General features: G+C 39.5%; 23 protein-coding genes and 3 pseudogenes. 13 read left to right on the top strand and 13 right to left on the bottom strand.

The annotated features are described in order from the left end of the window. Positions 1 to 7 precede the first annotated feature (7 nt). The 7 genes and pseudogenes from CS889_RS06000 (at position 8) to babB (ending at position 7,869) form a co-directional block, all read left to right on the top strand. The gene (locus CS889_RS06000) at positions 8 to 799 is read left to right on the top strand and encodes a shikimate dehydrogenase (RefSeq protein WP_089087131.1); all 792 of its coding nucleotides are present in this window, start codon (positions 8 to 10) and stop codon (positions 797 to 799) included. Beyond that, a complete protein-coding gene (locus CS889_RS05995) occupies positions 799 to 2,733 on the top strand; it encodes an RNB domain-containing ribonuclease (protein ID WP_089087130.1) in 1,935 nt (644 codons plus the stop codon). Before CS889_RS06000 ends, CS889_RS05995 begins: the two co-directional genes overlap by 1 nt. Further along, positions 2,723 to 3,745, top strand: a complete 1,023-nt coding sequence (holA, locus tag CS889_RS05990) for a DNA polymerase III subunit delta (RefSeq protein WP_089087129.1) — start codon at positions 2,723 to 2,725, stop codon at positions 3,743 to 3,745. Before CS889_RS05995 ends, holA begins: the two co-directional genes overlap by 11 nt. A gap of 346 nt (positions 3,746 to 4,091) precedes the next feature. Then, positions 4,092 to 4,520 (top strand): 30S ribosomal protein S6, encoded by a 429-nt coding sequence (rpsF, locus tag CS889_RS05980; protein ID WP_001216729.1) that lies wholly within the window; start codon positions 4,092 to 4,094, stop codon positions 4,518 to 4,520. A gap of 9 nt (positions 4,521 to 4,529) precedes the next feature. Continuing rightward, positions 4,530 to 5,075 (top strand): single-stranded DNA-binding protein, encoded by a 546-nt coding sequence (locus tag CS889_RS05975; RefSeq protein WP_089087127.1) that lies wholly within the window; start codon positions 4,530 to 4,532, stop codon positions 5,073 to 5,075. Between the two features lie 22 nt (positions 5,076 to 5,097). Continuing rightward, the gene (gene rpsR / locus CS889_RS05970; RefSeq protein WP_000440196.1) at positions 5,098 to 5,355 is read left to right on the top strand and encodes a 30S ribosomal protein S18; all 258 of its coding nucleotides are present in this window, start codon (positions 5,098 to 5,100) and stop codon (positions 5,353 to 5,355) included. Between the two features lie 391 nt (positions 5,356 to 5,746). After that, a pseudogene (gene babB, locus CS889_RS05965) lies at positions 5,747 to 7,869 on the top strand (Hop family adhesin BabB). 1,190 nt (positions 7,870 to 9,059) lie between these two features. On the opposite strand, the gene CS889_RS05950 reads toward babB, so the two are convergent. Beyond that, the gene (locus tag CS889_RS05950) at positions 9,060 to 9,290 is read right to left on the bottom strand and encodes a YdcH family protein (protein ID WP_000468328.1); all 231 of its coding nucleotides are present in this window, start codon (positions 9,288 to 9,290) and stop codon (positions 9,060 to 9,062) included. A 118-nt stretch (positions 9,291 to 9,408) separates the two neighbouring features. On the opposite strand from CS889_RS05950, the gene alaS reads away from it, so the two are divergent. From alaS to CS889_RS05930, 4 genes are all read left to right on the top strand, one after another. Continuing rightward, positions 9,409 to 11,952, top strand: a complete 2,544-nt coding sequence (gene alaS, locus CS889_RS05945) for an alanine--tRNA ligase (protein WP_089087123.1) — start codon at positions 9,409 to 9,411, stop codon at positions 11,950 to 11,952. Between the two features lies 1 nt (position 11,953). Then, positions 11,954 to 12,526 (top strand): septum formation inhibitor Maf, encoded by a 573-nt coding sequence (gene maf, locus CS889_RS05940; RefSeq protein WP_089087122.1) that lies wholly within the window; start codon positions 11,954 to 11,956, stop codon positions 12,524 to 12,526. Positions 12,527 to 12,641: 115 nt separating this feature from the next. Further along, positions 12,642 to 13,118, top strand: coding sequence for a hypothetical protein (locus CS889_RS05935; protein ID WP_089087121.1), 477 nt, complete (start codon positions 12,642 to 12,644; stop codon positions 13,116 to 13,118). Positions 13,119 to 13,264: 146 nt separating this feature from the next. Continuing rightward, positions 13,265 to 13,522: a hypothetical protein gene (locus CS889_RS05930; protein ID WP_089087120.1), complete on the top strand. Its 258-nt coding sequence runs from the start codon at positions 13,265 to 13,267 to the stop codon at positions 13,520 to 13,522. 79 nt (positions 13,523 to 13,601) lie between these two features. On the opposite strand, the pseudogene CS889_RS05925 reads toward CS889_RS05930, so the two are convergent. The 6 genes and pseudogenes from CS889_RS05925 to CS889_RS08680 form a co-directional block, all read right to left on the bottom strand. Then, positions 13,602 to 14,604, bottom strand: a pseudogene (locus CS889_RS05925) (formamidase). 165 nt (positions 14,605 to 14,769) lie between these two features. Continuing rightward, positions 14,770 to 15,897: a glutamine-hydrolyzing carbamoyl-phosphate synthase small subunit gene (carA, locus tag CS889_RS05920; protein WP_089087119.1), complete on the bottom strand. Its 1,128-nt coding sequence runs from the start codon at positions 15,895 to 15,897 to the stop codon at positions 14,770 to 14,772. Further along, a complete protein-coding gene (locus tag CS889_RS05915) occupies positions 15,897 to 16,448 on the bottom strand; it encodes a DUF507 family protein (RefSeq protein WP_001237418.1) in 552 nt (183 codons plus the stop codon). The genes carA and CS889_RS05915 overlap by 1 nt, the downstream gene beginning before the upstream one ends. A 78-nt stretch (positions 16,449 to 16,526) precedes the next feature. Continuing rightward, a complete protein-coding gene (locus CS889_RS05910; protein ID WP_089087118.1) occupies positions 16,527 to 17,774 on the bottom strand; it encodes a glycosyltransferase family 39 protein in 1,248 nt (415 codons plus the stop codon). A 3-nt stretch (positions 17,775 to 17,777) separates the two neighbouring features. Next, positions 17,778 to 18,674: a DMT family transporter gene (locus tag CS889_RS05905; RefSeq protein WP_089087117.1), complete on the bottom strand. Its 897-nt coding sequence runs from the start codon at positions 18,672 to 18,674 to the stop codon at positions 17,778 to 17,780. Positions 18,675 to 18,728: 54 nt separating this feature from the next. Further along, a pseudogene (locus CS889_RS08680) lies at positions 18,729 to 18,925 on the bottom strand (hypothetical protein). Positions 18,926 to 19,024: 99 nt separating this feature from the next. On the opposite strand from CS889_RS08680, the gene CS889_RS05895 reads away from it, so the two are divergent. After that, on the top strand, positions 19,025 to 19,486 hold the full coding sequence (locus CS889_RS05895) for a hypothetical protein (protein WP_000301300.1): 462 nt from the start codon (positions 19,025 to 19,027) through the stop codon (positions 19,484 to 19,486). An 87-nt stretch (positions 19,487 to 19,573) separates the two neighbouring features. On the opposite strand, the gene folP is transcribed toward CS889_RS05895, so the two are convergent. From folP to CS889_RS05865, 6 genes are all read right to left on the bottom strand, one after another. Further along, positions 19,574 to 20,716 (bottom strand): dihydropteroate synthase, encoded by a 1,143-nt coding sequence (gene folP / locus CS889_RS05890; RefSeq protein WP_089087116.1) that lies wholly within the window; start codon positions 20,714 to 20,716, stop codon positions 19,574 to 19,576. Continuing rightward, positions 20,713 to 21,369 (bottom strand): DNA polymerase III subunit delta', encoded by a 657-nt coding sequence (locus tag CS889_RS05885; RefSeq protein WP_089087115.1) that lies wholly within the window; start codon positions 21,367 to 21,369, stop codon positions 20,713 to 20,715. The genes folP and CS889_RS05885 overlap by 4 nt, the downstream gene beginning before the upstream one ends. Beyond that, positions 21,366 to 21,908 (bottom strand): HobA family DNA replication regulator, encoded by a 543-nt coding sequence (locus CS889_RS05880; RefSeq protein ID WP_089087114.1) that lies wholly within the window; start codon positions 21,906 to 21,908, stop codon positions 21,366 to 21,368. Before CS889_RS05880 ends, CS889_RS05885 begins: the two co-directional genes overlap by 4 nt. Further along, positions 21,905 to 23,122, bottom strand: a complete 1,218-nt coding sequence (locus tag CS889_RS05875; protein ID WP_089087113.1) for an aspartate kinase — start codon at positions 23,120 to 23,122, stop codon at positions 21,905 to 21,907. Before CS889_RS05875 ends, CS889_RS05880 begins: the two co-directional genes overlap by 4 nt. Next, positions 23,116 to 23,589, bottom strand: a complete 474-nt coding sequence (locus CS889_RS05870; protein WP_000902603.1) for an RNA pyrophosphohydrolase — start codon at positions 23,587 to 23,589, stop codon at positions 23,116 to 23,118. Before CS889_RS05870 ends, CS889_RS05875 begins: the two co-directional genes overlap by 7 nt. A 161-nt stretch (positions 23,590 to 23,750) precedes the next feature. Next, positions 23,751 to 24,041, bottom strand: a complete 291-nt coding sequence (locus CS889_RS05865; RefSeq protein ID WP_000756028.1) for a c-type cytochrome — start codon at positions 24,039 to 24,041, stop codon at positions 23,751 to 23,753. A 95-nt stretch (positions 24,042 to 24,136) separates the two neighbouring features. Here CS889_RS05865 and hemW point away from each other — a divergent pair, with 95 nt between their 5' ends. Beyond that, on the top strand, positions 24,137 to 25,174 hold the full coding sequence (hemW, locus tag CS889_RS05860) for a radical SAM family heme chaperone HemW (protein WP_172825126.1): 1,038 nt from the start codon (positions 24,137 to 24,139) through the stop codon (positions 25,172 to 25,174). Positions 25,175 to 25,178 lie beyond the last annotated feature (4 nt).

Genomic DNA, 25,178 nt, shown 5'->3' with positions numbered 1-25,178 from the left:
AAGAATAATGAAATTAAAATCTTTTGGGGTTTTTGGAAACCCCATTAAGCATTCCAAATCGCCCTTAATCCATAACGCTTGTTTTTTAACTTTTCAAAAAGAATTAGGGTTTTTAGGGCATTACCACCCCATATTACTCCCTTTAGAAAGCCGTATCAAAAACGAGTTTTTGTATTTGGGATTGAGTGGGGCTAATGTAACCCTACCCTTTAAAGAAAGGGCGTTTCAAGTTTGCGATAAAATCAAAGGTATCGCGCTTGAATGCACTTCAGTCAATACGCTTGTTGTAGAAAATGATGAGCTTGTGGGTTACAATACCGACGCTTTAGGGTTTTATCTTTCTTTAAAGCAAAAAAACTATCAAAACGCTTTGATTTTAGGAGCTGGGGGGAGCGCTAAAGCCCTAGCGTGCGAATTGAAAAAACAAGGCTTACAAGTGAGCGTGTTAAACCGCTCTTCTAGGGGTTTGGATTTTTTCCAACGCTTGGGCTGTGATTGTTTTATGGAACCTCCTAAAAGCGCTTTTGATTTGATTATTAACGCCACTTCAGCGAGTTTGAATCACGAATTGCCTTTGAATAAAGAGGTTTTGAAAGGGTATTTTAAAGAGGGCAAGCTCGCTTATGATTTGGCGTATGGGTTTTTAACGCCCTTTTTATCTCTAGCCAAAGAGTTAGAAATCCCCTTTCAAGACGGGAAAGACATGCTCATCTATCAAGCTGCTTTAAGTTTTGAAAAATTCAGCGCTTCTCAAATCCCTTATTCAAAGGCGTTTGAAGTCATGCGAAGTGTTTTTTGATGCAAGGGTTTTTAAGAAGCCTGTTTTTTGGGGTTAAAAAGATCCCTAAGCGATTCGCCCCCCTAATAGAAAAGGGCGTTTTAAAAGAAGCGCTTCGATCAAACAAGGATCGCTATCTTTTAAAAGAAGGCTTTGATATAGGCAAAATTGAAAGGGTAAAAAATAAGGCGTTTTTCGTTTCTTTAGCGAAAAATTACCCTAAAGACCCTTTAATCAAAAACTTACCCCCATCTTTTAAAACAGACGCTTTGATTTTATGCCAAATAGAATGTTCTAAAAAACGCCCCATAGCCTTTTTTAAAGCCGCTCTTTTTGATACACAAGACACGATGATAGCCTACTTGGCTAAAGAAAAAAACCAGATTGTGGCTATCCCTTTTAAAGAGCCTTTTAAAAAACCTGTTTCTTTAAAGCACAGCCAAAGATCCTTATTGGAATTGCCCAAGCATTGCGTGGTGAAGATCGATCTTAAAAAGCGTGAAATCAGCGAAATTTTAGGGGCTTTAGAAGACCCTTTAATAGATGAAAACCTTTCTTTGAGCCTTTTTGACAGGATTAAGGATTTTTCAAAAGATTGCTTAAATTTAGCGCAATATTACGCGCAACTCAAAGCGAGCGATTTTAAAGATAGGATCAATTACTCTCATATCCCTTTTATCACCATTGACCCCAAAGACGCTAAAGATTTTGACGATGCGATTTTTTATGATCAAGAAAAAAGGGTTTTGTTTGTGGCGGTCGCTGACGTGAGCGAATTTGTGCCGAAACATTCCAGTTTGGATAAAGAAGCTAGGATTAGGGGCTTTAGCGTGTATTTCCCTAACAGCGTCTATCCCATGCTGCCTTTGAGTTTGTCTCAAGGGGCATGCTCATTAAAAGCGTTTGAAAAACGCCTGGCTTTAGTGTATGAAATCCCTTTAGACGATTTGAAAAACGCCCGATTATCTCAAGGCGTTATTGAAGTTAGGGCTAATTGCGCTTATGAAGAAATCAATCATTTTTTAATCGCTAATCAAAGCTCTTTAGATAAAGATTTGCAACAAAGCCTTTTGGGGTTTTTAGAGGTGGCTTTAAAATTAAAAAAGGAGCGTTTAAAAAAGGGGTTTAATTTCAATTCCCTTGAAAACAAGCTGTATTTGAATGAAGAAGGGCGTATAGAAAAAATTGAAACAGAAAAAGAAAGCGGTGCGCACACCCTTATAGAAGAAGCCATGCTCTTAGCCAACCAGTCTAGCGCGAGGTTATTAGATGAGTATTTTCACCATAGGGGGATATACCGCACCCACAAAGAGCCGAGTTTGGAGCAGCAAAAACGCCTCTACGACAAGCTTTTTGATTATGAGATTGTGCGCCCTAAGAACATGGGTTTTTTTCCTTTTTTAGAGCATACCTTAAAGATAGCCAAAGAAAAGAGTATAGAAAGAGAAGTTTCACGCTTAATCATCAAGTCTCAAAATTTAGCCCTTTATAGCCCCATGCAAGAAAGCCATTTTGGTTTGGGGTTTGCTAGCTATACGCATTTCACTTCGCCTATTAGACGATACAGCGATCTAGCCTTGCACAGGCTTTTAAAAGAATTATTGTTCCATCAAGCTAAAGGCTGCTCGTATTTGTTAGAAGAAACGCCTGAATTATGCTCTGAATTGAACGCTTTACAAAAAAAGACCGCTTTGATTGAAAGGGATTTTATCAAACGCAAATTCGCCCGCTTGGCTTTAGAGTGTTTAGAAAAAGAGTTTTTGGGCGTGGTTTTGGAGGTTAAAGATTGGGTGGTGGTGGGGCTAAAAGAATTTATAGGGCTTAAAGTTTTGATCAAAACGAACAGGGTTTTTAAGCCGTTAGAAAAGGTGCGCGTTAAAATCACGCATGCGGATTTGATTTTAGGGCAAGTTAGAGGCGAAATCACAGAAAGGATTAAAGAGCATGTATCGTAAAGATTTGGACCATTATTTAAAACAACGCCTCCCTAAAGCGGTGTTTTTGTATGGGGAGTTTGATTTTTTTATTCATTATTATATTCAAACGATTAGCGCGCTTTTTAAACGCGATAACCCTGACACAGAAACTTCGCTTTTTTATGCAAGCGATTATGAAAAAAATCAGATTGCGACCCTTTTAGAGCAGGATTCTTTATTTGGAGGGAGCAGTCTAGTCATTTTAAAACTGGATTTTGCGCTGCATAAGAAATTTAAGGAAAACGATATCAATCTTTTTTTAAAAGCTTTAGAGCGGCCTAGCCATAACAGGCTTATCATAGGGCTTTATAATTCTAAAAGCGACACCACCAAATACAAATACACTAGCGATGCTATCGTTAAATTTTTCCAAAAAAGCCCCTTGAAAGATGAAGCGATCTGCGCACGTTTTTTTACCCCTAAAACTTGGGAGAGTTTGAAATTCTTGCAAGAACGGGCTAATGTTTTAAATTTAGACATCAGCAGCCATCTTTTAAACGCTCTTTTTGAAACCAATAACGAAGATTTAGGCGTTTCGTTTAACGATCTAGACAAGCTAGCGGTTTTAAACGTGCCCATCACTTTAGAAGACATTCAAGAATTAAGCTCCAATGCGGGGGATATGGATTTGCAAAAGCTCATTTTAGGGCTTTTTTTGAAAAAAAGCGTGCTTGATATTTATGATTATTTGTTAAAAGAGGGCAAAAAGGATGCGGATATTTTAAGGGGGTTAGAGCGGTATTTTTACCAGCTTTTTTTATTTTTCGCCCACATTAAAACGACCGGTTTAGTGGACGCTAAAGAGGTTTTAGGCTACGCTCCTCCTAAAGAAATTGTTGAAAATTACGCTAAAAACGCCTTGCGTTTGAAAGAAGCCGGCTATAAGAGGGTTTTTGAAATTTTTAGGTTATGGCACCTTCAAAGCATGCAAGGGCAAAAGGAATTGGGCTTTTTGTATTTGACGCAAATTCAAAAAATCATTAACCCTTGAAAAATGTTGAAAGGTGTTTTTTATAATCTAACAATAAAAGAGCTTGCGTCAAGCGAGCGATAACTTTACTAAAAAAGCGGTCTTCTTGGGTTAGGGGGATTTTAAGGGGGTTAAGGGGGAGAGTTATTTCAAAATACCCCCCTATCCCCTTAAGAGAATGAGTTTTGTTATAAAAATTGAAGTTAAAAACCCCATTTTTTAAAAAATTAAGAATAAAGTTTTGAGTTTCAATATTTGATGAGAAACATTTAATCCAAAAACAAGCGAAAGCAAGGTATAATTGAAAGTTTTTTAGACCTTGCTCTTTTTTAGTAAAAAAAGGGCTATACAACCACAAGGAGAATGGATGAGGCATTATGAAACGATGTTTATTCTCAAACCTACTTTAGTAGAAGAAGAGATTAAATCCAAAATTGAGTTTTATAGAGAAGTGATCACTAAGCACCATGGCGTGATTGAAACGAGCCTAGATATGGGCATGCGTAATTTAGCCTATGAAATCAAAAAACACAAAAGAGGCTATTATTATGTGGCGTATTTCAAAGCAGATCCGTCCATGATTTTAGAACTTGAACGATTGTATCGCATCAATGAAGATGTGTTGCGTTTCATTGTGATCAAATACGAAAGTAAGAAGGAAGTAGAAGCGTGGCATGCGTTAGTGGATAGGGCTAATAAAAAGCCATCACACGCTAAAGAAAAACACGAAAAAACCGAACACGCGCATTCTCACCACGCAGAGGAAGCAAAAAGCGCAGAATCTCATAGCGAATAAGGGCTTATCATGTTCAATAAGGTGATTATGGTAGGGCGTTTGACTAGGAATGTGGAGTTGAAATATTTGCCTAGCGGTTCGGCTGCGGCTACAATAGGTTTAGCCACAAGCAGGCGTTTTAAAAAGCAAGACGGCACGCTAGGCGAAGAAGTGTGCTTCATAGACGCTCGTTTGTTCGGGCGAACGGCCGAAATCGCTAACCAGTATTTGAGTAAGGGGTCAAGCGTTTTGATAGAAGGCCGTTTGACTTATGAGAGCTGGATGGATCAAACGGGCAAAAAAAATTCCCGCCACACCATCACAGCGGACTCGTTGCAATTTATGGATAAAAAGTCAGACAATCCCCAAGCGAACGCCATGCAAGATAGCATGACGCATGAGAGTTTCAACAACGCTTATCCTGCTAATTACAACGCTCCTAGTCAGGATCCTTTCAGCCAAGCCCAAAGTTATCCACAAAACGCTTACGCTAAAGACAATTCACAAGCACAGCCGTCCAAGTATCAAAACAGCGTGCCTGAAATCAATATTGATGAAGAAGAAATCCCCTTTTAAGGGTTAAAATTAAGGAGACATTATGGAAAGAAAACGCTATTCAAAACGCTATTGCAAATACACTGAAGCTAAAATCAGCTTTATTGACTATAAAGATTTAGACATGCTCAAGCACACGCTATCAGAGCGCTATAAAATCATGCCAAGGAGGTTGACAGGCAATAGCAAAAAGTGGCAAGAAAGGGTGGAAGTGGCGATCAAAAGAGCCCGCCACATGGCTTTAATCCCCTACATTGTGGACAGGAAAAAGGTCGTGGATAGCCCTTTTAAACAGCATTAAGTTTTTGATTAGGGCTAATGGGGGGCATGCCCTTTTAATCTTGTTTAATCTTGTTTAATCTTGTTTAATCTTGTTTAATCTTGTTTAATCTTGTTTAATCTTGTTTAATCTTGTTTAATCTTGTTTAATCTTGTTTAATCTTGTTTAATCTTGTTTAATCTTGTTTAATCTTGTTTAATCTTCGTTCTATTTTTATTAAACATCGGTTGTAAAAGCGTTAAAAGCGTTTTTAAGATCCAATAAAAGCGTTCAAAAGTAACGCAAAAAAACAAAAAAAAGCAAAAAAATGACACAATTTTTTCAAAATTACAAAAAAAAAAAAAAACGCTTTCATGCTATAATACGCCCCATGCTTAATGCATCAAAATACTAATTTAAAAAGGAGAATGTGATGAAAAAAACCCTTTTACTCTCTCTCTCTCTCTCTCGTTTTTGCTCCACGCTGAAGACGACGGCTTTTACATGAGCGCAGGCTATCAAATCGGTGAAGCCGCTCAAATGGTGAAAAACACCAAAGGCATTCAACAGCTTTCAGAGAATTATGAAAAGTTGAACAATTTTTTAAATAATTACAACACCCTAAACACCCTTGTAAAGCTATCCTCTGATCCGAGCGCTGTCAACGACGCAAGGGATAATCTAGGCTCAAGCGCTAGGAATTTGCTAGATGTCAAAGCCAATTCCCCCGCTTATCAAGCCGTGCTTTTAGCATTGAACGCTGCAGTAGGGTTGTGGCAAGTTACAAGCTATGCCTTTACTGCTTGTGGTCCTGGTAGCAATGAGAGCGCAAATGGAGGTATCCAAACCTTTAATAATGTGCCAGGACAAAATACGACGACCATCACTTGTAATTCGTATTATGAGCCAGGACATGGCGGGCCTATATCCACTGAAAATTATGCGATCATCAACAAGGCTTATCAAATCATTCAAAAGGCTTTGACAGCTAATGGATCCAATGGAGAAGGGATCCCCGTTTTAAGCAACACTAATACAAAACTTGATTTCACTATCAATGGAGACAAAAGAACGGGTGGCGAACCAAATGAGAAATTAGTGTATCCATGGAGTCATGGGAAAACTATTTCAACCTCGTGGAATGGAGGAACAACAGCATCAACCACAGAACAGATCAATACAACCAATAACGCTCAAGAGCTTTTAAAACAAGCGAGCATCATTATCACTACCCTAAATGAGGCATGCCCAAACTTCCAAAATGATGGTAAAGGTTATTGGCAAGGGATAAGCGGCAATGGGACAATGTGTGGGATGTTTAAGAATGAAATCAGCGCGATCCAAGGCATGATCGCTAACGCGCAAGAAGCTGTCGCACAAAGTAAAATCGTTAGTGAAAACACGCAAAATCAGAGCAACCTAGACACTGGAAAACCATTCAACCCTTATACAGACGCTAGCTTTGCGCAAAGCATGCTCAAAAACGCTCAAGCCCAAGCAGAGATTTTAAACCAAGCCGAACAAGTGGTGAAAAACTTTGAAAAAATCCCTAAAAATTTTGTATCAGACTCTTTAGGGGTGTGTTATGAAGTGCAAGGGAGTGAGCGTAGGGGCACCAATCCAGGTCAGGTAACTTCTAACACTTGGGGGGCAGGCTGTGCGTATGTGGAACAAACGATAACGAACTTGAACAATGACATCGCCCATTTTGGCACTCGAGCGCAGCAAATCCAACAAGCCGCAGACATCGCTGACACTTTGGTGAATTTCAAATCCCGATACAATGAATTAGGGAATACTTACAACAGCATCACCACCGCGCTCTCCAAAGTCCCTAACGCGCAAAGCTTGCAAAATGTGGTGAGTAAAAAGAATAACCCCTATAGCCCGCAAGGCATAGAAACCAACTACTACCTTAACCAAAACACTTACAACCAAATCCAAACGATTAACCAAGAGTTAGGGCGTAACCCCTTTAGGAAAGTGGGGATTGTTAGTTCTCAAACCAACAACGGCGCGATGAATGGGATCGGTATCCAGGTGGGTTACAAACAATTCTTTGGGCAAAAAAGGAAATGGGGCGCTAGGTATTACGGCTTTTTTGATTACAACCATGCGTTCATCAAATCCAGCTTTTTCAACTCGGCTTCTGATGTGTGGACTTATGGCTTTGGAGCGGACGCGCTTTATAACTTCATCAACGATAAAGCCACCAATTTCTTAGGCAAAAACAACAAGCTTTCTGTGGGGCTTTTTGGTGGCATTGCGTTAGCGGGCACTTCTTGGCTTAACTCTGAATACGTGAATTTAGCCACCGTGAATAACGTCTATAACGCTAAAATGAACGTGGCGAATTTCCAATTCTTATTCAACATGGGCTTGAGGATGAATCTTGCTAGACCTAAGAAAAAAGGCAGCGATCATGTGGCCCAGCATGGGATCGAACTAGGGCTTAAAATCCCTACCATCAACACGAACTACTATTCCTTCATGGGGGCTGAACTCAAATACCGCAGACTCTATAGCGTGTATTTGAATTACGTGTTCGCTTATTGATGTTTAGCCCTTTGTGGAACCCCCTTTTTTAACCCTCTTTTTGGGGGGGTTTGTTTTTTGAACTCCTTTTTTGTTTTAAACCCTTTGTTTTTTTGAACTCCTTTTGTTTTAAATTTTTGAACCCTTTTTTTTGAACTCCTTTTGTTTTAAATTTTTAAACCCTTTTTTTTTAACCCTTTGTTTTAACCCTCTTTTTGGGGGGTTTCATTTTTTGTTTTTTTAAACCCTTTGTTTTAAACTCCTTTTTTAGGGGAGAACCCTTTGTTTTTAAACTTCCTTTTTGGGGGGTTTGTTTTTTGAACTCCTTTTTTGTTTTAAACCCTTTGTTTTTTTGAACTCCTTTTGTTTTAAATTTTTGAACCCTTTTTTTTGAACTCCTTTTGTTTTAAATTTTTAAACCCTTTTTTTTTAACCCTTTGTTTTAACCCTCTTTTTGGGGGGTTTCATTTTTTGTTTTTTTAAACCCTTTGTTTTAAACTCCTTTTTTAGGGGAGAACCCTTTGTTTTTAAACTTCCTTTTTGGGGGGTTTGTTTTTTGAACTCCTTTTTTGTTTTAAACCCTTTGTTTTTTTGAACTCTCTTTCTTAAATTCTTTGTTTTTAAATTCTTTGTTTTTAAATTCTTTGTTTTTTTGGGGGGATTTGATGAAAAATCTTTTTTCTTTTGAACCTCCTCTCTTAAATCCTCTTTTTTTTGGGAGGGTTGATGAAAAATCCTTTTTAGCGTTTTTTATAACCAATGATAAAAGAGCTTGCCAAAAGCAAGCGATAATTTTAAAAATGAAAAAATCTTTTTTAGCGTTTTTGATGATTGTTTAGTGGGAAACTTAGCGTTAATTCAAGCGATAGTTTTTAAAAAAGCGCTTCTTTAGGGGGGGGTTTAGTGGGTTAAAAGGGGGGATAGTTATTCCAAAATACTTCCTATATTCTCAAGAAAATAAAACAAAACTCAATAAAATGAATTTTACAACAAAATGAGATCTAAAACGATAAAACAAAAACCCATTTTTTAAAAATGTAAAGAACATTAAAATATTAATAAAGCTTATGGTGGGAATAAAGCTGAAAGCAACCTAACGCTTTAACCTAAAATCAAGGCATCAAGTCTAACTAATAAGTCTAACCAAGCGACAAGCCAAAACCCCCCTTTTAAAAAGCGTTTTAGCGTGTTTTTACAAAGATGATTAAACCTTAAACATGATCGGATTTTTGCTTTTCTCTATATTCTATGATCATGCTGTGGATCTCATCTTTTAATTTTAATTTTTGTTTTTTCATGTGGCTGACTTCAGCGTCGCTAGCGTTTTGTTGCTCGGCGGTTTTGATGTCGTCATCAAGCTGGTTGTGTTTCTCAAAAATCTTATCAAAATGCGGATTATTCGCTTTTAACACGCTGATTTCGTCTCTAAATTCATGGAACATGGTTTTCTCCTTTATTTTGGATGTTTAAAGTATAATAAACTATCTTTTTAAAAAAACAACTTAAAAGAGCTATAAAACAGCTTTAAAGCGCGCGATAAAACGACAAAAAGGAATACCCATGGACATTCGCAACGAATTTTTACAATTTTTTAAAAATAAAGGGCATGAGATTTATCCCAGCATGCCTTTAGTGCCTAATGACGCCACCTTGCTTTTTACCAATGCCGGCATGGTGCAATTTAAAGATATTTTTACCGGTATAGTGCCGCGTCCTAGCATCCCTAGAGCGACAAGCTCGCAATTGTGCATGCGCGCAGGAGGCAAGCATAACGATTTAGAAAATGTCGGTTATACCGCAAGACACCACACGCTTTTTGAAATGCTAGGGAATTTCTCTTTTGGGGATTATTTCAAAGAAGAAGCGATTTTGTTTGCGTGGGAATTTGTAACCAAAAATTTAGGGTTTAAGCCTAAAGATTTATACATCAGCGTGCATGAAAAAGACGATGAAGCCGTTAAATTATGGGAAAAGTTTGTGCCTGTTGACAGGATTAAAAAAATGGGCGATAAAGATAATTTCTGGCAAATGGGCGATAGCGGGCCTTGCGGGCCTTGCAGTGAAATCTACATTGATCAAGGCGAAAAACACTTTAAGGGGAGCGAGGATTATTTTGGGGGCGAGGGCGATAGGTTTTTAGAAATTTGGAATCTGGTGTTCATGCAATACGAACGCTCTAATGATGGCGTTTTATCCCCCTTGCCAAAGCCTAGCATTGATACGGGCATGGGCTTAGAAAGGGTGCAAGCGCTATTAGAACATAAGCTCAATAATTTTGATTCTTCATTATTTGCGCCCTTAATGGAAAAAATCAGCGAGCTTACAAGTTTGGATTATACGAGAGAATTTCAGCCAAGCTTTAGGGTAGTGGCCGATCACGCCAGGGCGGTGGCGTTTTTGCTCGCTCAAGGGGTGCATTTCAATAAAGAAGGCCGTGGCTATGTTTTAAGGCGTATTTTAAGGCGCGCTTTAAGGCATGGGTATTTAATGGGCTTGAAAGAAGCGTTTTTATACAAAGTCGTGGGCGTGGTGTGCGAGCAATTTTCTAACACGCATGCGTATTTGAAAGAGTCTAAAGAAATGGTGATGAAAGAGTGCTTTGAAGAAGAAGAGCGCTTTTTAGAGACTTTGGAATCTGGCATGGAATTGTTTAACTTGTCTTTAAAGCATTTGAATGAAAATAAAATCTTTGATGGCAAGATCGCTTTCAAGCTTTATGACACTTTTGGTTTTCCTTTGGATTTAACAAACGACATGCTAAGAAGTCATGGGGCGTGTGTGGACATGCAAGGCTTTGAACATTGCATGCAAGAGCAAGTGAAACGCTCTAAAGCTTCATGGAAAGGCAAGCAAAACAACGCCGATTTTAGTGCTATTTTAAACGCTTATGCGCCTAATGTTTTTGTGGGGTATGAAACGACAGAATGTCCTGCTAAAGTTTTAGGGTTTTTTGATAGCGATTTTAAAGAAATAGCAGAGGCAAACCCTAACCAAGAAGTCTGGGTGTTGCTAGAAAAAACCCCTTTTTACGCAGAAGGTGGGGGGGCTATAGGCGATAAGGGCGCGCTTTTAAAAGATGATGAAGAAGCGGCTCTAGTGCTAGATACAAAAAACTTTTTTGGGCTTAATTTTTCGCTCCTTGAAATCAAAAAAGCGCTAAAAAAAGGCGATCAAGTGATCGCGCAAGTGAGCGATGAACGCTTTGAGATCGCCAAACACCATAGCGCAACGCATTTATTACAGAGCGCTTTAAGAGAAGTTTTAGGCTCGCATGTGAGTCAAGCGGGGAGTTTAGTGGAATCCAAACGATTGCGTTTTGACTTTTCGCATGCTAAAGCGCTCAATGATGAAGAGTTGGAAAAAGTAGAAGATCTAGTCAACGCTCAAATTTTCAAGCATTTGACAAGCCATGTGGAGCATATGCCCTTAAATCAAGCTAAAGATAAGGGAGCGTTAGCGTTATTTAGCGAAAAATACGCTGAAAATGTGCGCGTGGTGAGCTTTAAAGAAGCGTCCATTGAATTGTGTGGAGGCATTCATGTGGAAAATACCGGGCTTATTGGGGGGTTTAGGATACTTAAAGAAAGCGGGGTGAGTAGTGGGGTCAGACGCATTGAAGCGGTGTGCGGGAAAGCCTTTTACCAACTGGCCAAAGAAGAAAATAAAGAGCTTAAAAACGCTAAGATTTTATTGAAAAATAACGATGTGATAGCCGGCATCAACAAGCTTAAAGAGAGCGTGAAAAACAGCCAAAAAGCTCCCGTTTCTATGGATTTACCGGTTGAAAAAATCCATGGCGTGAGTTTGGTGGTGGGCGTAGTGGAAAATGGCGACATTAAAGAAATGATTGACCGATTGAAAAGTAAGCATGAAAGATTGCTCGCTATGGTGTTTAAAAAAGAAAATGAGTGCATAGCTCTCGCATGCGGGGTGAAAAACGCGCCCATAAAAGCGAATGCATGGGCTAATGAAGTGGCGCAAATTTTAGGGGGCAAAGGGGGCGGGAGAGACGATTTTGCGAGCGCTGGGGGCAAGGATATTGAAAATTTACCAACCGCGCTCAATTTAGCGAAAAATACTGCCCTTAAAGCTTTAGAGGGATAGCATGGAGTTGGTTTTAGGTTCTCAATCTAGTGCTAGGGCGAATCTTTTAAAAGAGCATGGGATTGAGTTTAAACAAAAAGCGTTGGACTTTGATGAAGAAAGCCTAAAAACCACAGACCCTAGGGAGTTTGTTTATTTGGCGTGCAAGGGGAAATTAGAAAAAGCTAAAAAATTGCTCACAAACAACTGCGCTATCGTGGTTGCTGATAGCGTGGTGAGCGTGGGTTGTCACATGCAACGAAAAGCTCAAAACAAGCGAGAAGCCCTTGAATTTTTAAAACGCCAAAATGGCAATGAAATAGAGGTTTTAACCTGCTCGGCATTGATTTCTCCTAAACTAGAATGGCTGGATCTATCGGTTTTTAGAGCGCGTTTAAGGGCGTTTGATTGCAGCGAAATAGAAAAATACTTAGAGAGCGGTTTATGGCAAGGAAGTGCGGGCTGTGTGCGTTTAGAGGATTTTCATAAGCCTTATATTAAAAGCTCAAGCAAGAATTTAAGCGTGGGGTTGGGGCTGAATGTGGAAGGCTTGTTAGGGGCGCTACAATTAGGGGCTAAACTTTCATCGTTATAAACGCTATCCTTTTATTTTAAAACACTCAATAATACTACTTTTTAGCCAGCCCCCCTTGACAAACAAAAAAAAAAAACGATACACTCCAACATTTGATGTTTAAAGGGTTTGTCGCATGGCGCATTTTATTTTTTCTGTTGCGGTGGTGCTTTTATGGTTGGTTGCGTGGGGCATATATCTCTTTTCTGGGAAGAGCTTAAAAAGAGAGATGGAAGAGATAGAAAATTCTGATCCCAACCAAAACAATCCTTTCATTACTGCTGCTATGGGTATTGGAACAGCGGCTATTAGTATTTTTTTCCCAGATGCCAAACCAATCGTTGATGGCGTCAAGCCGTTGGCTGAGAAAGGTTTGCAAGAGGCGTTTAGAAAAGACAAGCTCGCAGAGGGGCAAAAATTTTTAATCTCTAGCTTAAGATTCTTGTCGTTATTTTGCATTGTTGTTGCAGCCATGACAGGCGTGTGTCTCATTTGGAGTTTCAACGGGTCGTCTTTTTGGAAAGTAACAGGTTCGTTTCTTCTTTATGTGGTTGTTTGTTCCGCTCCAACATTACCAAATATATTTATTGCTAATATATTAGATGACCGATAATTGGTTCATGATAAAAAACAATGTTTCTTAGTCTTATCCCTAAAAGATAAACGTTAAAAACACTCTATCTAACTGATAAACCCCCTTGACAAACAAAAAAAACGATATACTCTAGCATTTGATGTTTAAGGAGTTGTCATGGGGTCTTGGTCTCGTATTCTTTTATCAATCTTGGTGGTGGTTTTGGGATTAGCGCTTACTACCATGCTCTTAAATTGGCATGTTTAGCGGGAATGATCTATTTGGGCTATGGCATTATTATGGATTTTAGCACTCTATCATCTACAATGTGGTGGTGGTCTTTATCAAAAATAACATGGTTTTGTGTGGGCTATATCGCTTTATGGGGGCTTACGCTTATTATGGGTTTTTTTACATGTTCTACAATAGAAGACTATTCGTAAAAATTGATTGAAAAAATTAAAATAGGGGGAACGCTAGAACCTTTAAAAACAGGTTCTAGCAAAAATACAAGGTTAGGGATTATTTCCCAAAACGCCCACCGGTGGTAGGGTAGCCATAAATAGAGCCATCTTTGATTTTCATGTGATCTTCCCAAGGCAATTTGTATTTACCAGCGGCTAAGTCTTTGATGTAGGTTAAGCCTGCGTCATGTTCTCCGCCCGGTTTAGCCACATACCCTCTATGGCCTAGGTTGTAAATGTTGTTTTCTAAGCCCCAGCTTAAGCGAGCGTTGTCTGCCATTTTAGGATAGATTTCCCCGGTTACAATCTCCCAAGGGTTGCGGTGCCCTTGAACAAGAGTCGTGCCATCAAAGTTGCAGATTTGCCCCTCACCAAAGTAGTAAAAGACATTGTCATAGCCGGCTAAATTCACGCTCACGGTATACATCAAATTGTGCCATGCGTTGGAGCGGTTGGTCAAAATCCACTGATCATTGACTTGAGTGCTATAGCCTGAAATACGGATATACACATTGCACCCTTTATAGGCTGCTTCTCTAGCGAGTTCTGGAATCATGCCGTCATGGCAAATGCACACGGCTAATTTTGATCCGCCCGGACCCTCGCACACAGGCATTCCTAAATCCCCAGGATACCATGGTTCAATGGGATTCCATGGGAATAGCTTGCGGTATTTTAAAATGATTTTACCTTGCGGATTAATGATAATGGCGGTGTTGTAGGGGTTTTTGTTAGAATCAGGATTGCGTTCCATGATTGAAAAAACACCATAAACTTCCGCCTCTTTACACGCTTTGGCGTATAACTCTGTCTCTTTACCCGGGACATCTAGTAAAAACTCTTCGCTAAGCCACTTAGCGGTATTCAAACCTTGCGTGCTATACTCAGGGAAAATGATAAGCTCCACTCCCGGATACCCCGCTTTAGTCGCATGCAAGGTTCTGATAATGCTCAATATTGTGATCAATATCCTTACGGCTGTTGACAATTGGCACAGGAAACTGAATGGCTGCCACTAAAAACCCTTCAATAGGTTTGCCCATACTACCGATACTTCCCATAATAACTCCTTCTAAAAGTTTTGTCGCAATAACAATAACAATTATTGCGAGAGAATGCTATTGCAAGAGAACTAATTTAGAGTAAACGTGAGATTTTTTGATAAAAAGATTTAAATCTATTTTTAAAGCGCTTTTTCAACCTTTATGGGTGCTGTTTTAAAACCCCTAAAAACCCTTTAACAATTCCACAAATTCCTTAAAAATATAATGGCTCTCTTTGGGACCGGGGCTGCTTTCTGGGTGGTGCTGGACAGAGATAATGGGAGCGTTTTTATAACGCACGCCCTCAATGGTGTTGTCAAAAAGATTGCGGTGCGTGATAATGGCGATTTCTTCAATTTCTTCAGGGACGCAATAGTTGTGGTTTTGTGCGGTGATTTCAACGGCGTTTGTTTTTAGGTTTTTAACGGGGTGGTTGCTCCCATGATGGCCGAATTTGAGCTTGTAAGTAGGGTAGCCTTGCGCGATAGAGAGCAATTGATGCCCTAAGCAAATGCCAAACATGGGGATTTTAGCGTCAATGAGTCGTTTGATTTCGCCAATTTCTTGCTGCAAGCTTAAAGGATCGCCAGGCCCGTTAGAGAGGAAAATCCCGCTAATTTCTTTTTTTTCATAGGCTTTAATCAGCTCGCTAGCTTTAGTGTGGTGCGGGTAAATAAGGGCTTTTAACCCCACATTTTGAAGCTCGTTTAAGATATTGCCCTTAGCCCCAAAATCTAACACCGCGATAATTTTATGAGAGGTTTTTTCATCAAAAGGCTTGTAATCTAGGGTTTTGAAATCAAAAGTAGCACGTTGGTGCGTGGTTATTTTTGGCGTGGAAACGCTAGACACTAAGGGGGAGTGAGAAATTCTAGGGGCGTTTTTTAAAATTTTTTCAAGCTTGTTTTTGTCATGCTCTATCGTGGAAGCGACCATCATCAAGCACCCATGATGGCGTAAGGTTTTAATCAAACTCCTGGTATCAACGCCACAAATCCCTAAAACGCCACGCTCTTTCAAATAAGCGCTCAAGCTAGAATCCGCCCTTGAGTTAGAAAAAAATTCGTTGTAATGGCGCGCTAAAACCCCTGCGCATGAAAAAAAGGATTCATCATCTTTAGAATTAGCGCCCACAACCCCAATTTCAGGCATGCTAAAAACCACAAATTGCCCCTTATAGCTAGGGTCGCTAATGACTTCTTGATAGCCGCTCATAGAAGTGTTAAAAACAAGCTCGCCCACTTGCGTGCCGCTAGCCCCAAAACTTTGCGCTTTTAAAAAAAGCCCGTTTTCTAAATAGAGAGAGACCATTATAAAAAGCCTTTACGCCTTAATTCTTCTTCATAGAGCCTTTCAAACACGAGCTCGTATTCATCGCTCCCTACGGGCAGTTTGCGTTTGTAATGCTTGATTTTTTCATGCACTTCATTTTCAATGCTTTCATACGCTTTAGAATAGGTGTCAATGGATTTGTAAATCAAGTTTCTTATCAAATTTTCAGACACGCTAAACATGATCAAATCTTCATCTAGGATTTTATTCAAAATCTGGTGCGACAAATCGTTGCACCTTTCTTCCCAAAACAAATGAAAGCCCTCTTTTTGAGCGATCTGTCTTTTAATCATCCAAAAAAGCTGCCTTTCATCCATCCGCATGAATTCTATCTCATCGGTGTTTTCTTCTAAAAGCTCTCTGGCTTGCTCATCTATGGCGTTTTCTTTTTTAACGCTTTTTTCCAAAATCCCTTCTATCAATTCACACAATAATTCTCTAGGGGCTTTTAATTCTAATAGTTTTGAATGGATAAAGTCATTGGCAATCTTATGGCTTATATGGTTTATATGGGTTAGTTTGAGTCTCATGATTTTTCTCGCGTATTTTATTTATTTTTAGAGTGTATTTTATCGTTTTTTAGATAAAATGCTTTTTAAAGAATGGGTTTAATGGCGCACTAAACTATAGGATTGTAGAATTTTATCAGCGTAGATGATTGTAATATCAGGGCGTTTTTTAGAAATCTTAGTGTTGATCAGTCTTAACCTCCCCCCCTCTTTAATGCCATAGAATTGGAGCCTTAAAGCGAGTTGCTTATCGTTAGTGCGGATTTGATGGATGCCCCTTAATTGCAAGGCTGTAGCGACTTCTTTGGCTAAGAAATGCCGGTTTAATAATTTTTCATTAGCGCCAGAAATCTTACTCCCCCATAAAAAAAGCGTTTCAGTGAGCATTAAAAGATACAAACTGAAAACGCGCAAATAATACTGCCCCCTAAATTCCTTCAAACGCACCCTAAGGCTATTTAAAACGCTTTTAACAAACAAAGGCAAACCGATTAAGGCTAAGGGGGCGAAAGTTCTTAAATCTATCTCTTGGCGCATGCTCAAAAGCAAAGGGAAAAGCCAACCGCTTGCGCTCATAAAGGCTAGTAACGATGGCTTTTTATCAAAAAGGGCTTTATAGAGCGTATAAGGGTAGTAGAGGAAGAATAAGGGCGAATACAAAAGCATGAGTTCTAAGCATGTGTCTATAAAATACCCACTAGGCAAGCCCTTATTGAAACTCCCGCTAAAAAGAGCGGTATTCACAATTAAAACCACCAAAGCAAAGATCGCGCTCTTAAAATAGCGTATTCTTAAAGCGTAGGTAAAAACCCCTAGTAAAAGCGGGATAAACGCGCCGTCTAAAAACGCGCAAGCGCTAAGGGTTAAATAAGGGATTTTTTGGGTTTTGATATATAAATAGCTAATCAAAAGCCCAAGGCTTAACACCAGCACGCTTTTAGCCAATAAAATCGCAAAGAGATTCACCCCAGGCAATAAAGCGTAAGTCAATACCACATAAAGGGCGTCTTTAGGCTTTTTTAAGATCTTTCGCCCTATCAAATAAAATAAAAACATGTTAATGAGATGAGCGATCAAGAAAGGCAATCTTAAAGCCAAATCGTTTTGACCTAAAATAGCGGTGCTTTTTTGAGCGATTTGAACAAACCATGCGCTGCTATAAAAAAAATCCTTCGCTTCATTGTAGCTGATAGAAATTTCTTCACTCATCAACAGCCCCAAAGCCAGGACTAAAAAAACCATGACAATAAAAATTAAATCGCTTAAATCAAAGCTTCTTGTTTTTTTCTCTGGATAAATAAAATAGCGGAAATATAACAGAGCGCTTTGTAAGGGGCTTAGTTGCATGACTTAAATTTTTTTTAATTCTTTTAAAAGAGCGGGCAAGGCAATGAGTAAGCCTGAACATAAGATCAAAGCCACCCCTAAAGAGCTTTTAAGATCCAAGAATTTATCGCCCAAATACAGCCCAAACAACAGCCCCCAAACAATGCGGGTGTATTCAATCGGGGCAATGATCCCAGCAGGTGCATTCATGTAAGCATAGGTTAAGAAATACTGCCCTAAAGTCCCGCTAATCCCTATTAAAGAAATCCACAAAATGTCTTCTTTTCTGGGAATATGAATGCCTGTGGATAAAAAAGGAATATCAATGAACATGCCTATTAACCCAAGAAGGCTCATGCCAAAGGCGAACGCTAAAATCACGGTCTGCTTGTCGTAATATTCCCTCAAATCCCTTAAAGTGATATACGCTAAAGACACAAAGATCCCGCTCAATATTCCCATAATGATTTCAACTAGTCCTACATTTTCCACGCTAGGATCGGAGATCAACACCACCCCCACTAGCCCAATGCATGCGGAAATTAACGCGCTTCTTTTGAGCTTTTCTTTCAAAAGAAAAGGGGAAAGAAGCACCGTATAAATGGGCGCGCATTGCGAGAAAGCCGTCGCTGTGGCGAGCGAAATTTTTTCAATATTATAAAAAAACGCCAGCATGGCTAAGCCCCCCACAACGACCCTAAAGGCGAGCTTTTTAAAACCGCCTTGTTTGTAACTCTTCAAGCGGTAGGGTTTGAAAGGGTAAATAAGTAAGAGTAAAAGCGTCATGGTAATGGAGCGGTAAAACACATTTTCCATAGGGGAAAAATAATCCGCTGTGATTTTAACAAACGCGCTCATGATCCCAAAGCATAAATTCGCCAAGAGTATCATTGAAACGCCAAATAAAATGGTATTACGCATGCTTTTTACCCATAGATTAAAGATTTTTAGGGTAGTTTAACCTAAAATCTCTAATTAAGACTTAAAGTTTTTAAGCTCTAAACGCATAAAAGTTGCATTGATTGATAAAATCATGGTATAACAATGCTCTAGGAGTTTTACCTTTTGTTTATCCATTTTAAGCTCCTTATAGAAATATGAAAACACAAAAACACGAATCCTTTTTGAAAATAAACTCCTAGACCCTTTTTAAAGGGTTTGAATGCCACCATTAGAAAAACTTTTAATCCATCGCCTTTTAAATTTTTTAGTCTCATTATGGAATGAATTTTGCTTAACATTAGCGTAAAATCCAATTTTAGGAAATTCACATGGCTGTTTCTTCTATCAATCAATTTGATTCTAACCTCTATGGGCTTTTAAACGCTAAAAGCGCTCCTAAAGAAGACCTAGCTCCTATTGAAAGCGCAGAAAAAGTAGAGCGAGAAAAAAAGGACGCTCCAACAGAAAACCTCCCCTTTAACCCTGACAAGCGAGAGACTTACGGCTTTTTGGTGTTAGAATTGATGAGCGATAGAGAGTATGAGGCTTTTTTAAGGGCTACGGCCGGAATGGATGAGAGCCAAAAACGCCTTGCCGCTCAGTCGCTTTATAGTTTGACGGATTTTTATAACGGGAAATTCTCTAAAGAAGTGGAAAACGCCCCCAAGCAACCGGTGAATGGCTTGCACAAAAAAGCCCTACAAACCTTTAACGCTACCAACCATAACGCTTTTTTGCAACGCTATCAAAACGCTTATAACAACCCTTCAACGATGGATGTGATCCTTTAAAGATTAATCAAGGATTGATCATCAAAAACGCTTTTGAGCGTTTTGATGATAGCCAACGCCCAGCGGGATCAAAGCTAAAATTTCGGTTCAATCCGTTTCTTCCAAACTCTTAAACACTTTGATTAAATCTATATGCTCATCAATGTCATGTGCTCTTAAAATACTCGCTCCATTTTGCAGCGCCATTAAATGCAAACTCAAAGTGCCAGCGAGCCGGTTTTGAACTTCACGCCCGGTGATAAGCCCGATCGTGTTTTTACGGCTCGCTCCCACCAATAAGGGTTTTTTGAACTTAAGAAAATGGCTTAAATGCTTGATTAAGGCTAAATTATGCTCTTTTAATTTAGCGAATCCAAACCCAATATCTAAAATAATATCTTGAAGCGCGTATTTTTCTAAAACCTCTAGTTTTTCCTTAAAGAAGCGATCCATTTCATCAAATAAATTGCGGTAAAAAACATTTTCTTGCATGTCTTTGGGGGTTTTTTGAGTATGCATTAAAACGCAAGTGGGTTTGTAATCTCTTGCGACTTCTAGCATTTCAATGTTATTAAAACCGCTCACATCATTAAGGATGGAAAAATGATGCTCCAAAGCCATTTGCGCGGTTGTGGCATGGTAGGTGTCTATGCTGAATTGAGCGCATTGGTAGAGTTTTTGGGATTTGATCTCTAATAGAACTTCTTTCAAGCGATCTTGCTCTGTTTTTGGATCAATGATTTCACTCTGTGGCCTTGAACTGGCCGCGCCTATATCAATGAATTTGATACCCTTTTCTAGTAATTGATAGATTTCTTCAAGCGCTTTTTTGCTATCAAACCGGCTCTTTTCATAGAAACTATCCGGCGTGAGATTCAAGATTGCCATGATCTGTGGGGCGTTAGGCTTAGGGGCTTTGAGATGGCTTTTTAGTTCTTGCGCTAAATGTTTAAGCCCAAAGGGTTGGGAATGGCACTTAACAATAAGGCGTTCTAATTGCTTAGCGCTCGCAATCAGCACCCCATCATAAAAAGGCTCTTTGGCTAAAATACAATCTCTTGGCGTGGCAAAATCGCCCCCAACGCTTATGGCCTCTTGCTTTAAAATGAGTGCAGCGCTTAAGGGCAGGTGTTGGATTTCAAAAACAAAACTAACGCCTTTTTGGCGCATGCGATCTTGCGCAATCTTTTCTGGGCCTATTTTTTGCAGAGCGCTTTTGAGCGCATCAGGGTTAAGGCGTTTTACAATCATGGCGTTTTCTTTTTAGATAAAAGGCTTAAAAGCAGGGGCAAAAGATTATAGCTGAGCTTGTAATAAGAGCTGTTAGCCTTGATCGCTAAATCAAAGGCTTGCAATTCTTGCTCGTTTAAACAGATTTGGTGTCTGTGGATACTCTCTAACAGGCTTTCAATCCTTTCCCTCTGATTTTCTCTGGAATCAAAATTTTCTTTGTCTAAATTTTTTAAAAACGCATAAATGTCTTTCAGATCCAACCTAGATAAATCCAAATCCAAAGGTTCTAGAGGAATTTTTTGGCGTTTGTCTTCTTTGATTAGGCGGGATTTAATGGTGGCTAAAACATGGTTTGGGCTTTTAGCGAACATGATAAAACAAACATTATTCGGGGGTTCTTCTAAGATTTTTAAAAGCGCGTTTTGGGCTTCTATACCATAGCTGGGCGCAGCGATTAAAAAGGCGTTCAGTTCGCTGTGTTTGAGATGGGCCTTTGAAATCACTTCTTTGGCATGCTCTATTTTAAAATCCTTGTTAAAAGTTTTGATCACCTTTTTGTCTTTTTCAATAATCTCCGTGTAGAATTTAATGTGGTGTTTGAAAAGGCTTGCAGTCTCTTCTAGGCTCTCTTCAAGATTGTCCGTATAAATAAGGCGGTTGGAGTTTTTCACAAAGCAACCTTATTGTATAGCGCGCTAAAAAGCGCGTTTTCAAAGAGTTTGAAGAGTTGCAATAATTTATAATCTAGCAAACTATCATGCTCTTTTAAAAGCAAGCAATCTTCTTTAAGCTCTTCAAAAAGCCATAAAAAACTAGGGATTTTACTCAATAGTAAGGTTTTCAACCCTTCACTTTCAACCCTCCCAACATGCCAAAACATGGGGTTTTGATAAGTCATCTCTATGGTGGCTAGAGAGAGATTCGCATCGTTTTTAGGGTAGAAAGAAGAAGCGTTAAAATCAATGACGGACAATAAGGGGCGCTCTTTTAAATCTTTAGGGTTGAGATTAGAAAGAATGTAGTTTAAAAACCAGCGCCTAGAAGAATCCGCGCTCACTAACAACGATCCGCCATTAAGCACATGCGAGATGGTTTGCGCGATGAGTTTGGCGTAGCTTGATCGTTCTAATTCCAACCACCCGCTTTGTTGGGCGATAAATTCCCCCTGATCGCGCACAAATTCCTTGATCCAGTCGTAGAAATTTTTCATTGATCTAATTGATACACTGCATGCAAGGTTCTAACCGCTAATTCAGCGTATTTAATGTCAATCAAAACCGAAATTTTAATCTCGCTTGTGGAAATCATCATGATATTAATATTGTCTTTGGCTAGGGCTTTAAAAGCGATGCTCGCCACCCCAGAATGCGACTTCATGCCCACGCCCACTATGGAAACTTTAGCGATATTTTCATCATAATCAATGGAATCCATTTGCGCTAAAAAAGGCTTTAAGGCCTGCTTGGTTTCTTCTATTTGGGTTTTGACGATCGTAAAATCCAAATCGGTTTTGCCGTCTCTGCCGATCGTTTGGACTATCATATCCACGTTAATGCGATACTCCGCTAAAGCACCAAAGATTTCAGCGGCAATGCCAGGCCGATCTTCCACGCCCTCCATGCTCACACGAGCCTGATTCTTATCCAATGCGATCCCACTCACTATAGGGGTTTCCATGCGTTCTCCTTTAAAGTCTTTTTCAGCGACAATGAGCGTGCCTTCGCTATGGTTAAACGAATTGCGAGTCACTAATTTCACGCTGAGCTTTTTGGCTAATTCCACTGATCGGTTTAATAAAACTTTAGCCCCCATAGAAGCCAATTCAAGCATTTCATCATAGCTGATTTGCGCGATTTTTTGAGCCTTTTCTTCAATGCGCGGATCGGTGGTATAAACGCCATCCACATCCGTATAGATTTCGCACAGATCCGCTTTTAAAGCCCCAGCCAAAGCGACCGCGCTCAAATCGCTCCCCCCACGCCCTAAAGTCGTTGTTTCGCCTTGAATATCAGCACCTTGAAACCCAGCGATCACCACAATGTAGTTTTTTTCTAAAAGCCCTGTGATGCGTTGGGTGTCAATGGATTGGATCACGGCGTTTTGAAAATGCGAGCTGGTTAAAATGCCCGCTTCTTTCCCGCTCAAGGAAATGGCTCTATGCCCATACCTCTCTAACGCCATGCTCAAAGCCGCGCTTGAAATCCATTCCCCCGTGCTGACGATCCTATCCATTTCTCGCTTGTTAGGGTTATGGCTAAAATTCTTGCCAAATTCTAAAAGCCGATCCGTTTCGCCGCTCATCGCAGAAACCACCACCACGACTTGATGCCCTAATTTAACGCTTTCTAAAACCCTTTGGGCGACATTGTGGATCCTTTCTATGCTGCCCATGCTCGTGCCGCCGTATTTTTGAACGATTAACACCCCAAATACCCCTCTTTTCTAAAATAAGCGATGACTTGGCGGTACACTTGGCGTTTGAAGGGAACGATTTTTTTAAGCAAATCCTTAAGATGGATGAATTGATAGGATCTAAATTCTGGCGTGTGTTTGTTCAAATCAATGTTGTTCGCATGCTTTAGGCGCACTAAAAAATAACGCTGCTTTTGCCCATCAAACGAATAGAATTTATGCTCCATGTTGCTTGGGAAATCATAGGCGATCCATCTGGGGTATTGCGCCAAAATCTCTATTTCATTCGTGCCAATTTCTTCTAGTAATTCCCTATAGAGCGCTTCTAAAGGGGTTTCTCCCTCATCAATGCCCCCTTGGGGGAACTGCCACGCCCCTTCAATATCTATGCGCTCGGCGATAAAAACTTCGCATGTGTTAGGGTAGTCTGGCGACATGATAATGGCCGCAACATTAGGACGATATTTTTTATGTAGCATAGGTCTTTATTTTAGCTCTTTCTTAATGTGATTAAGATGGTATTATAGTGTATGCTGGCTTTAAGTAGGGTTAAGAATGCCATTAAAATCAAAAATTAAGAAAAAAGGGTTTGAAACTCATTTTAATAGCGCCCAAATAGCGCTACTAAAATTGAGGGAGTTTATTTGAGAGTGGGGATGTATTTGGCTAAAGCTTTGATGTCTTCATCGCTTAATTTTTTAGCTTGTGCGGTCATGACAGGATTCTTGTTAGCACCGTTTTTAAAAGCCATAAGATCCTCTTCAATCTCTTTTTCGCTCATCATGTTAACGATTTTGCTTTTGCCTAAAGCTTTCTTTTCAAACTTAACCCCATGGCAAGCGGCACAACCTTTTACAAGAGCCTTAACATCGGTTGCCATTAAAGCGTTTGCGAACGCCAAAACGCCTAAAGCCACAATAACCTTTTTCATCGTCTGTCTCCTTGATTACCAAAATAATCATAAAATGATACAATTACAAGTTTAAGTTTTGCTTAAAAAATGAAATGAAAATGGGAGAAATAAATATGATATTATACATTCATATCCCCTTTTGTGAAAATAAATGCGGTTATTGCGCTTTCAATTCCTATGAAAACAAGCATGGGTTAAAAGAAGAATACACTCAAGCGTTATGCCTGGATTTAAAGCATGCGTTAAGCCAAACCCATGAAAAAATTGAAAGTATTTTTATTGGCGGCGGCACGCCTAACACTTTAAGCGTGGAGTCTTTTGAAAGGATTTTTGAAAGCATTTATCGCAATGCGCGCTTGAGCTTGGATTGTGAGATCACCACTGAAGCTAACCCTGAATTGATTTCTAAAGCTTGGTGTCAAGGCTTAAAAGATTTAGGGATCAACCGCTTGAGTTTAGGGGTGCAAAGTTTTAGGGAGGATAAATTATTGTTTTTAGAGCGCCAACATTCCAAAAATATCGCTCCTGTGATAGAAACTATTTTAAAAAGCGGGATTGAAAATGTCAGCATTGATTTGATTTATAACACCCCATTAGATAATGAAACCTCCTTAAAAGAAGAATTGAAACTCGCTAAAGAACTCCCTATCAACCACTTGAGCGCTTACGCTTTGAGTATTGAAAAAAACACGAATTTAGAAAAAAACGCCAAAAAACCCTCAAGCGTGGATTTTGACAATGTGGTGAGAGAGGTTTTAGAGGGCTTTTCTTTCAAGCAATACGAAGTGTCTAATTACGCTAGAAATTATCAAGTCAAACACAATCTGGCTTACTGGGGGGCTAAAGATTATTTAGGGTGTGGGGCTGGGGCTGTGGGCTGCGTGGCGAATGAGCGCTTTTATGCGAAAAAACTCATAGAAAATTACATTAAAGACCCCCTAAAACGCCAAGTTGAGACGCTTAATAAACAAGACAAGCGCTTAGAAAGATTGTTTTTAGGCTTAAGGTGTGAATTGGGGGTTGAGCTTAGCTTGTTAGATGAAAATAAAGTAAAGCTTTTAATTGAAGAAAACAAGGCTTTCATTAAAAATAACCGATTGATAGCGAGCGATTTTTTCATGGCCGATGAAATGGCTTTGTGGCTGTTATGATTTT

The organism is Helicobacter pylori, assembly GCF_900120335.1.
Taxonomy (GTDB): Bacteria; Campylobacterota; Campylobacteria; order Campylobacterales; family Helicobacteraceae; genus Helicobacter; species Helicobacter pylori_BU.
This window is presented reverse-complemented; position numbering and strand designations above follow the sequence as displayed.

Coding starts and splice junctions, on each gene's coding strand:
- hemW (WP_172825126.1), top strand. CDS start 24,137: ATGATATTATACATTCATATCCCCTTTTGTGAAAATAAATGCGGTTAT.
- CS889_RS05935 (WP_089087121.1), top strand. CDS start 12,642: ATGGCGCATTTTATTTTTTCTGTTGCGGTGGTGCTTTTATGGTTGGTT.
- holA (WP_089087129.1), top strand. CDS start 2,723: ATGTATCGTAAAGATTTGGACCATTATTTAAAACAACGCCTCCCTAAA.
- CS889_RS05905 (WP_089087117.1), bottom strand. CDS start 18,674: ATGCGTAATACCATTTTATTTGGCGTTTCAATGATACTCTTGGCGAAT.
- CS889_RS05910 (WP_089087118.1), bottom strand. CDS start 17,774: ATGCAACTAAGCCCCTTACAAAGCGCTCTGTTATATTTCCGCTATTTT.
- CS889_RS05975 (WP_089087127.1), top strand. CDS start 4,530: ATGTTCAATAAGGTGATTATGGTAGGGCGTTTGACTAGGAATGTGGAG.
- alaS (WP_089087123.1), top strand. CDS start 9,409: ATGGACATTCGCAACGAATTTTTACAATTTTTTAAAAATAAAGGGCAT.
- CS889_RS05995 (WP_089087130.1), top strand. CDS start 799: ATGCAAGGGTTTTTAAGAAGCCTGTTTTTTGGGGTTAAAAAGATCCCT.
- rpsR (WP_000440196.1), top strand. CDS start 5,098: ATGGAAAGAAAACGCTATTCAAAACGCTATTGCAAATACACTGAAGCT.
- CS889_RS06000 (WP_089087131.1), top strand. CDS start 8: ATGAAATTAAAATCTTTTGGGGTTTTTGGAAACCCCATTAAGCATTCC.
- CS889_RS05865 (WP_000756028.1), bottom strand. CDS start 24,041: ATGAAAAAGGTTATTGTGGCTTTAGGCGTTTTGGCGTTCGCAAACGCT.
- CS889_RS05895 (WP_000301300.1), top strand. CDS start 19,025: ATGGCTGTTTCTTCTATCAATCAATTTGATTCTAACCTCTATGGGCTT.
- CS889_RS05880 (WP_089087114.1), bottom strand. CDS start 21,908: ATGAAAAATTTCTACGACTGGATCAAGGAATTTGTGCGCGATCAGGGG.
- folP (WP_089087116.1), bottom strand. CDS start 20,716: ATGATTGTAAAACGCCTTAACCCTGATGCGCTCAAAAGCGCTCTGCAA.
- maf (WP_089087122.1), top strand. CDS start 11,954: ATGGAGTTGGTTTTAGGTTCTCAATCTAGTGCTAGGGCGAATCTTTTA.
- CS889_RS05950 (WP_000468328.1), bottom strand. CDS start 9,290: ATGTTCCATGAATTTAGAGACGAAATCAGCGTGTTAAAAGCGAATAAT.
- CS889_RS05870 (WP_000902603.1), bottom strand. CDS start 23,589: ATGCTACATAAAAAATATCGTCCTAATGTTGCGGCCATTATCATGTCG.
- CS889_RS05915 (WP_001237418.1), bottom strand. CDS start 16,448: ATGAGACTCAAACTAACCCATATAAACCATATAAGCCATAAGATTGCC.
- carA (WP_089087119.1), bottom strand. CDS start 15,897: ATGGTCTCTCTCTATTTAGAAAACGGGCTTTTTTTAAAAGCGCAAAGT.
- rpsF (WP_001216729.1), top strand. CDS start 4,092: ATGAGGCATTATGAAACGATGTTTATTCTCAAACCTACTTTAGTAGAA.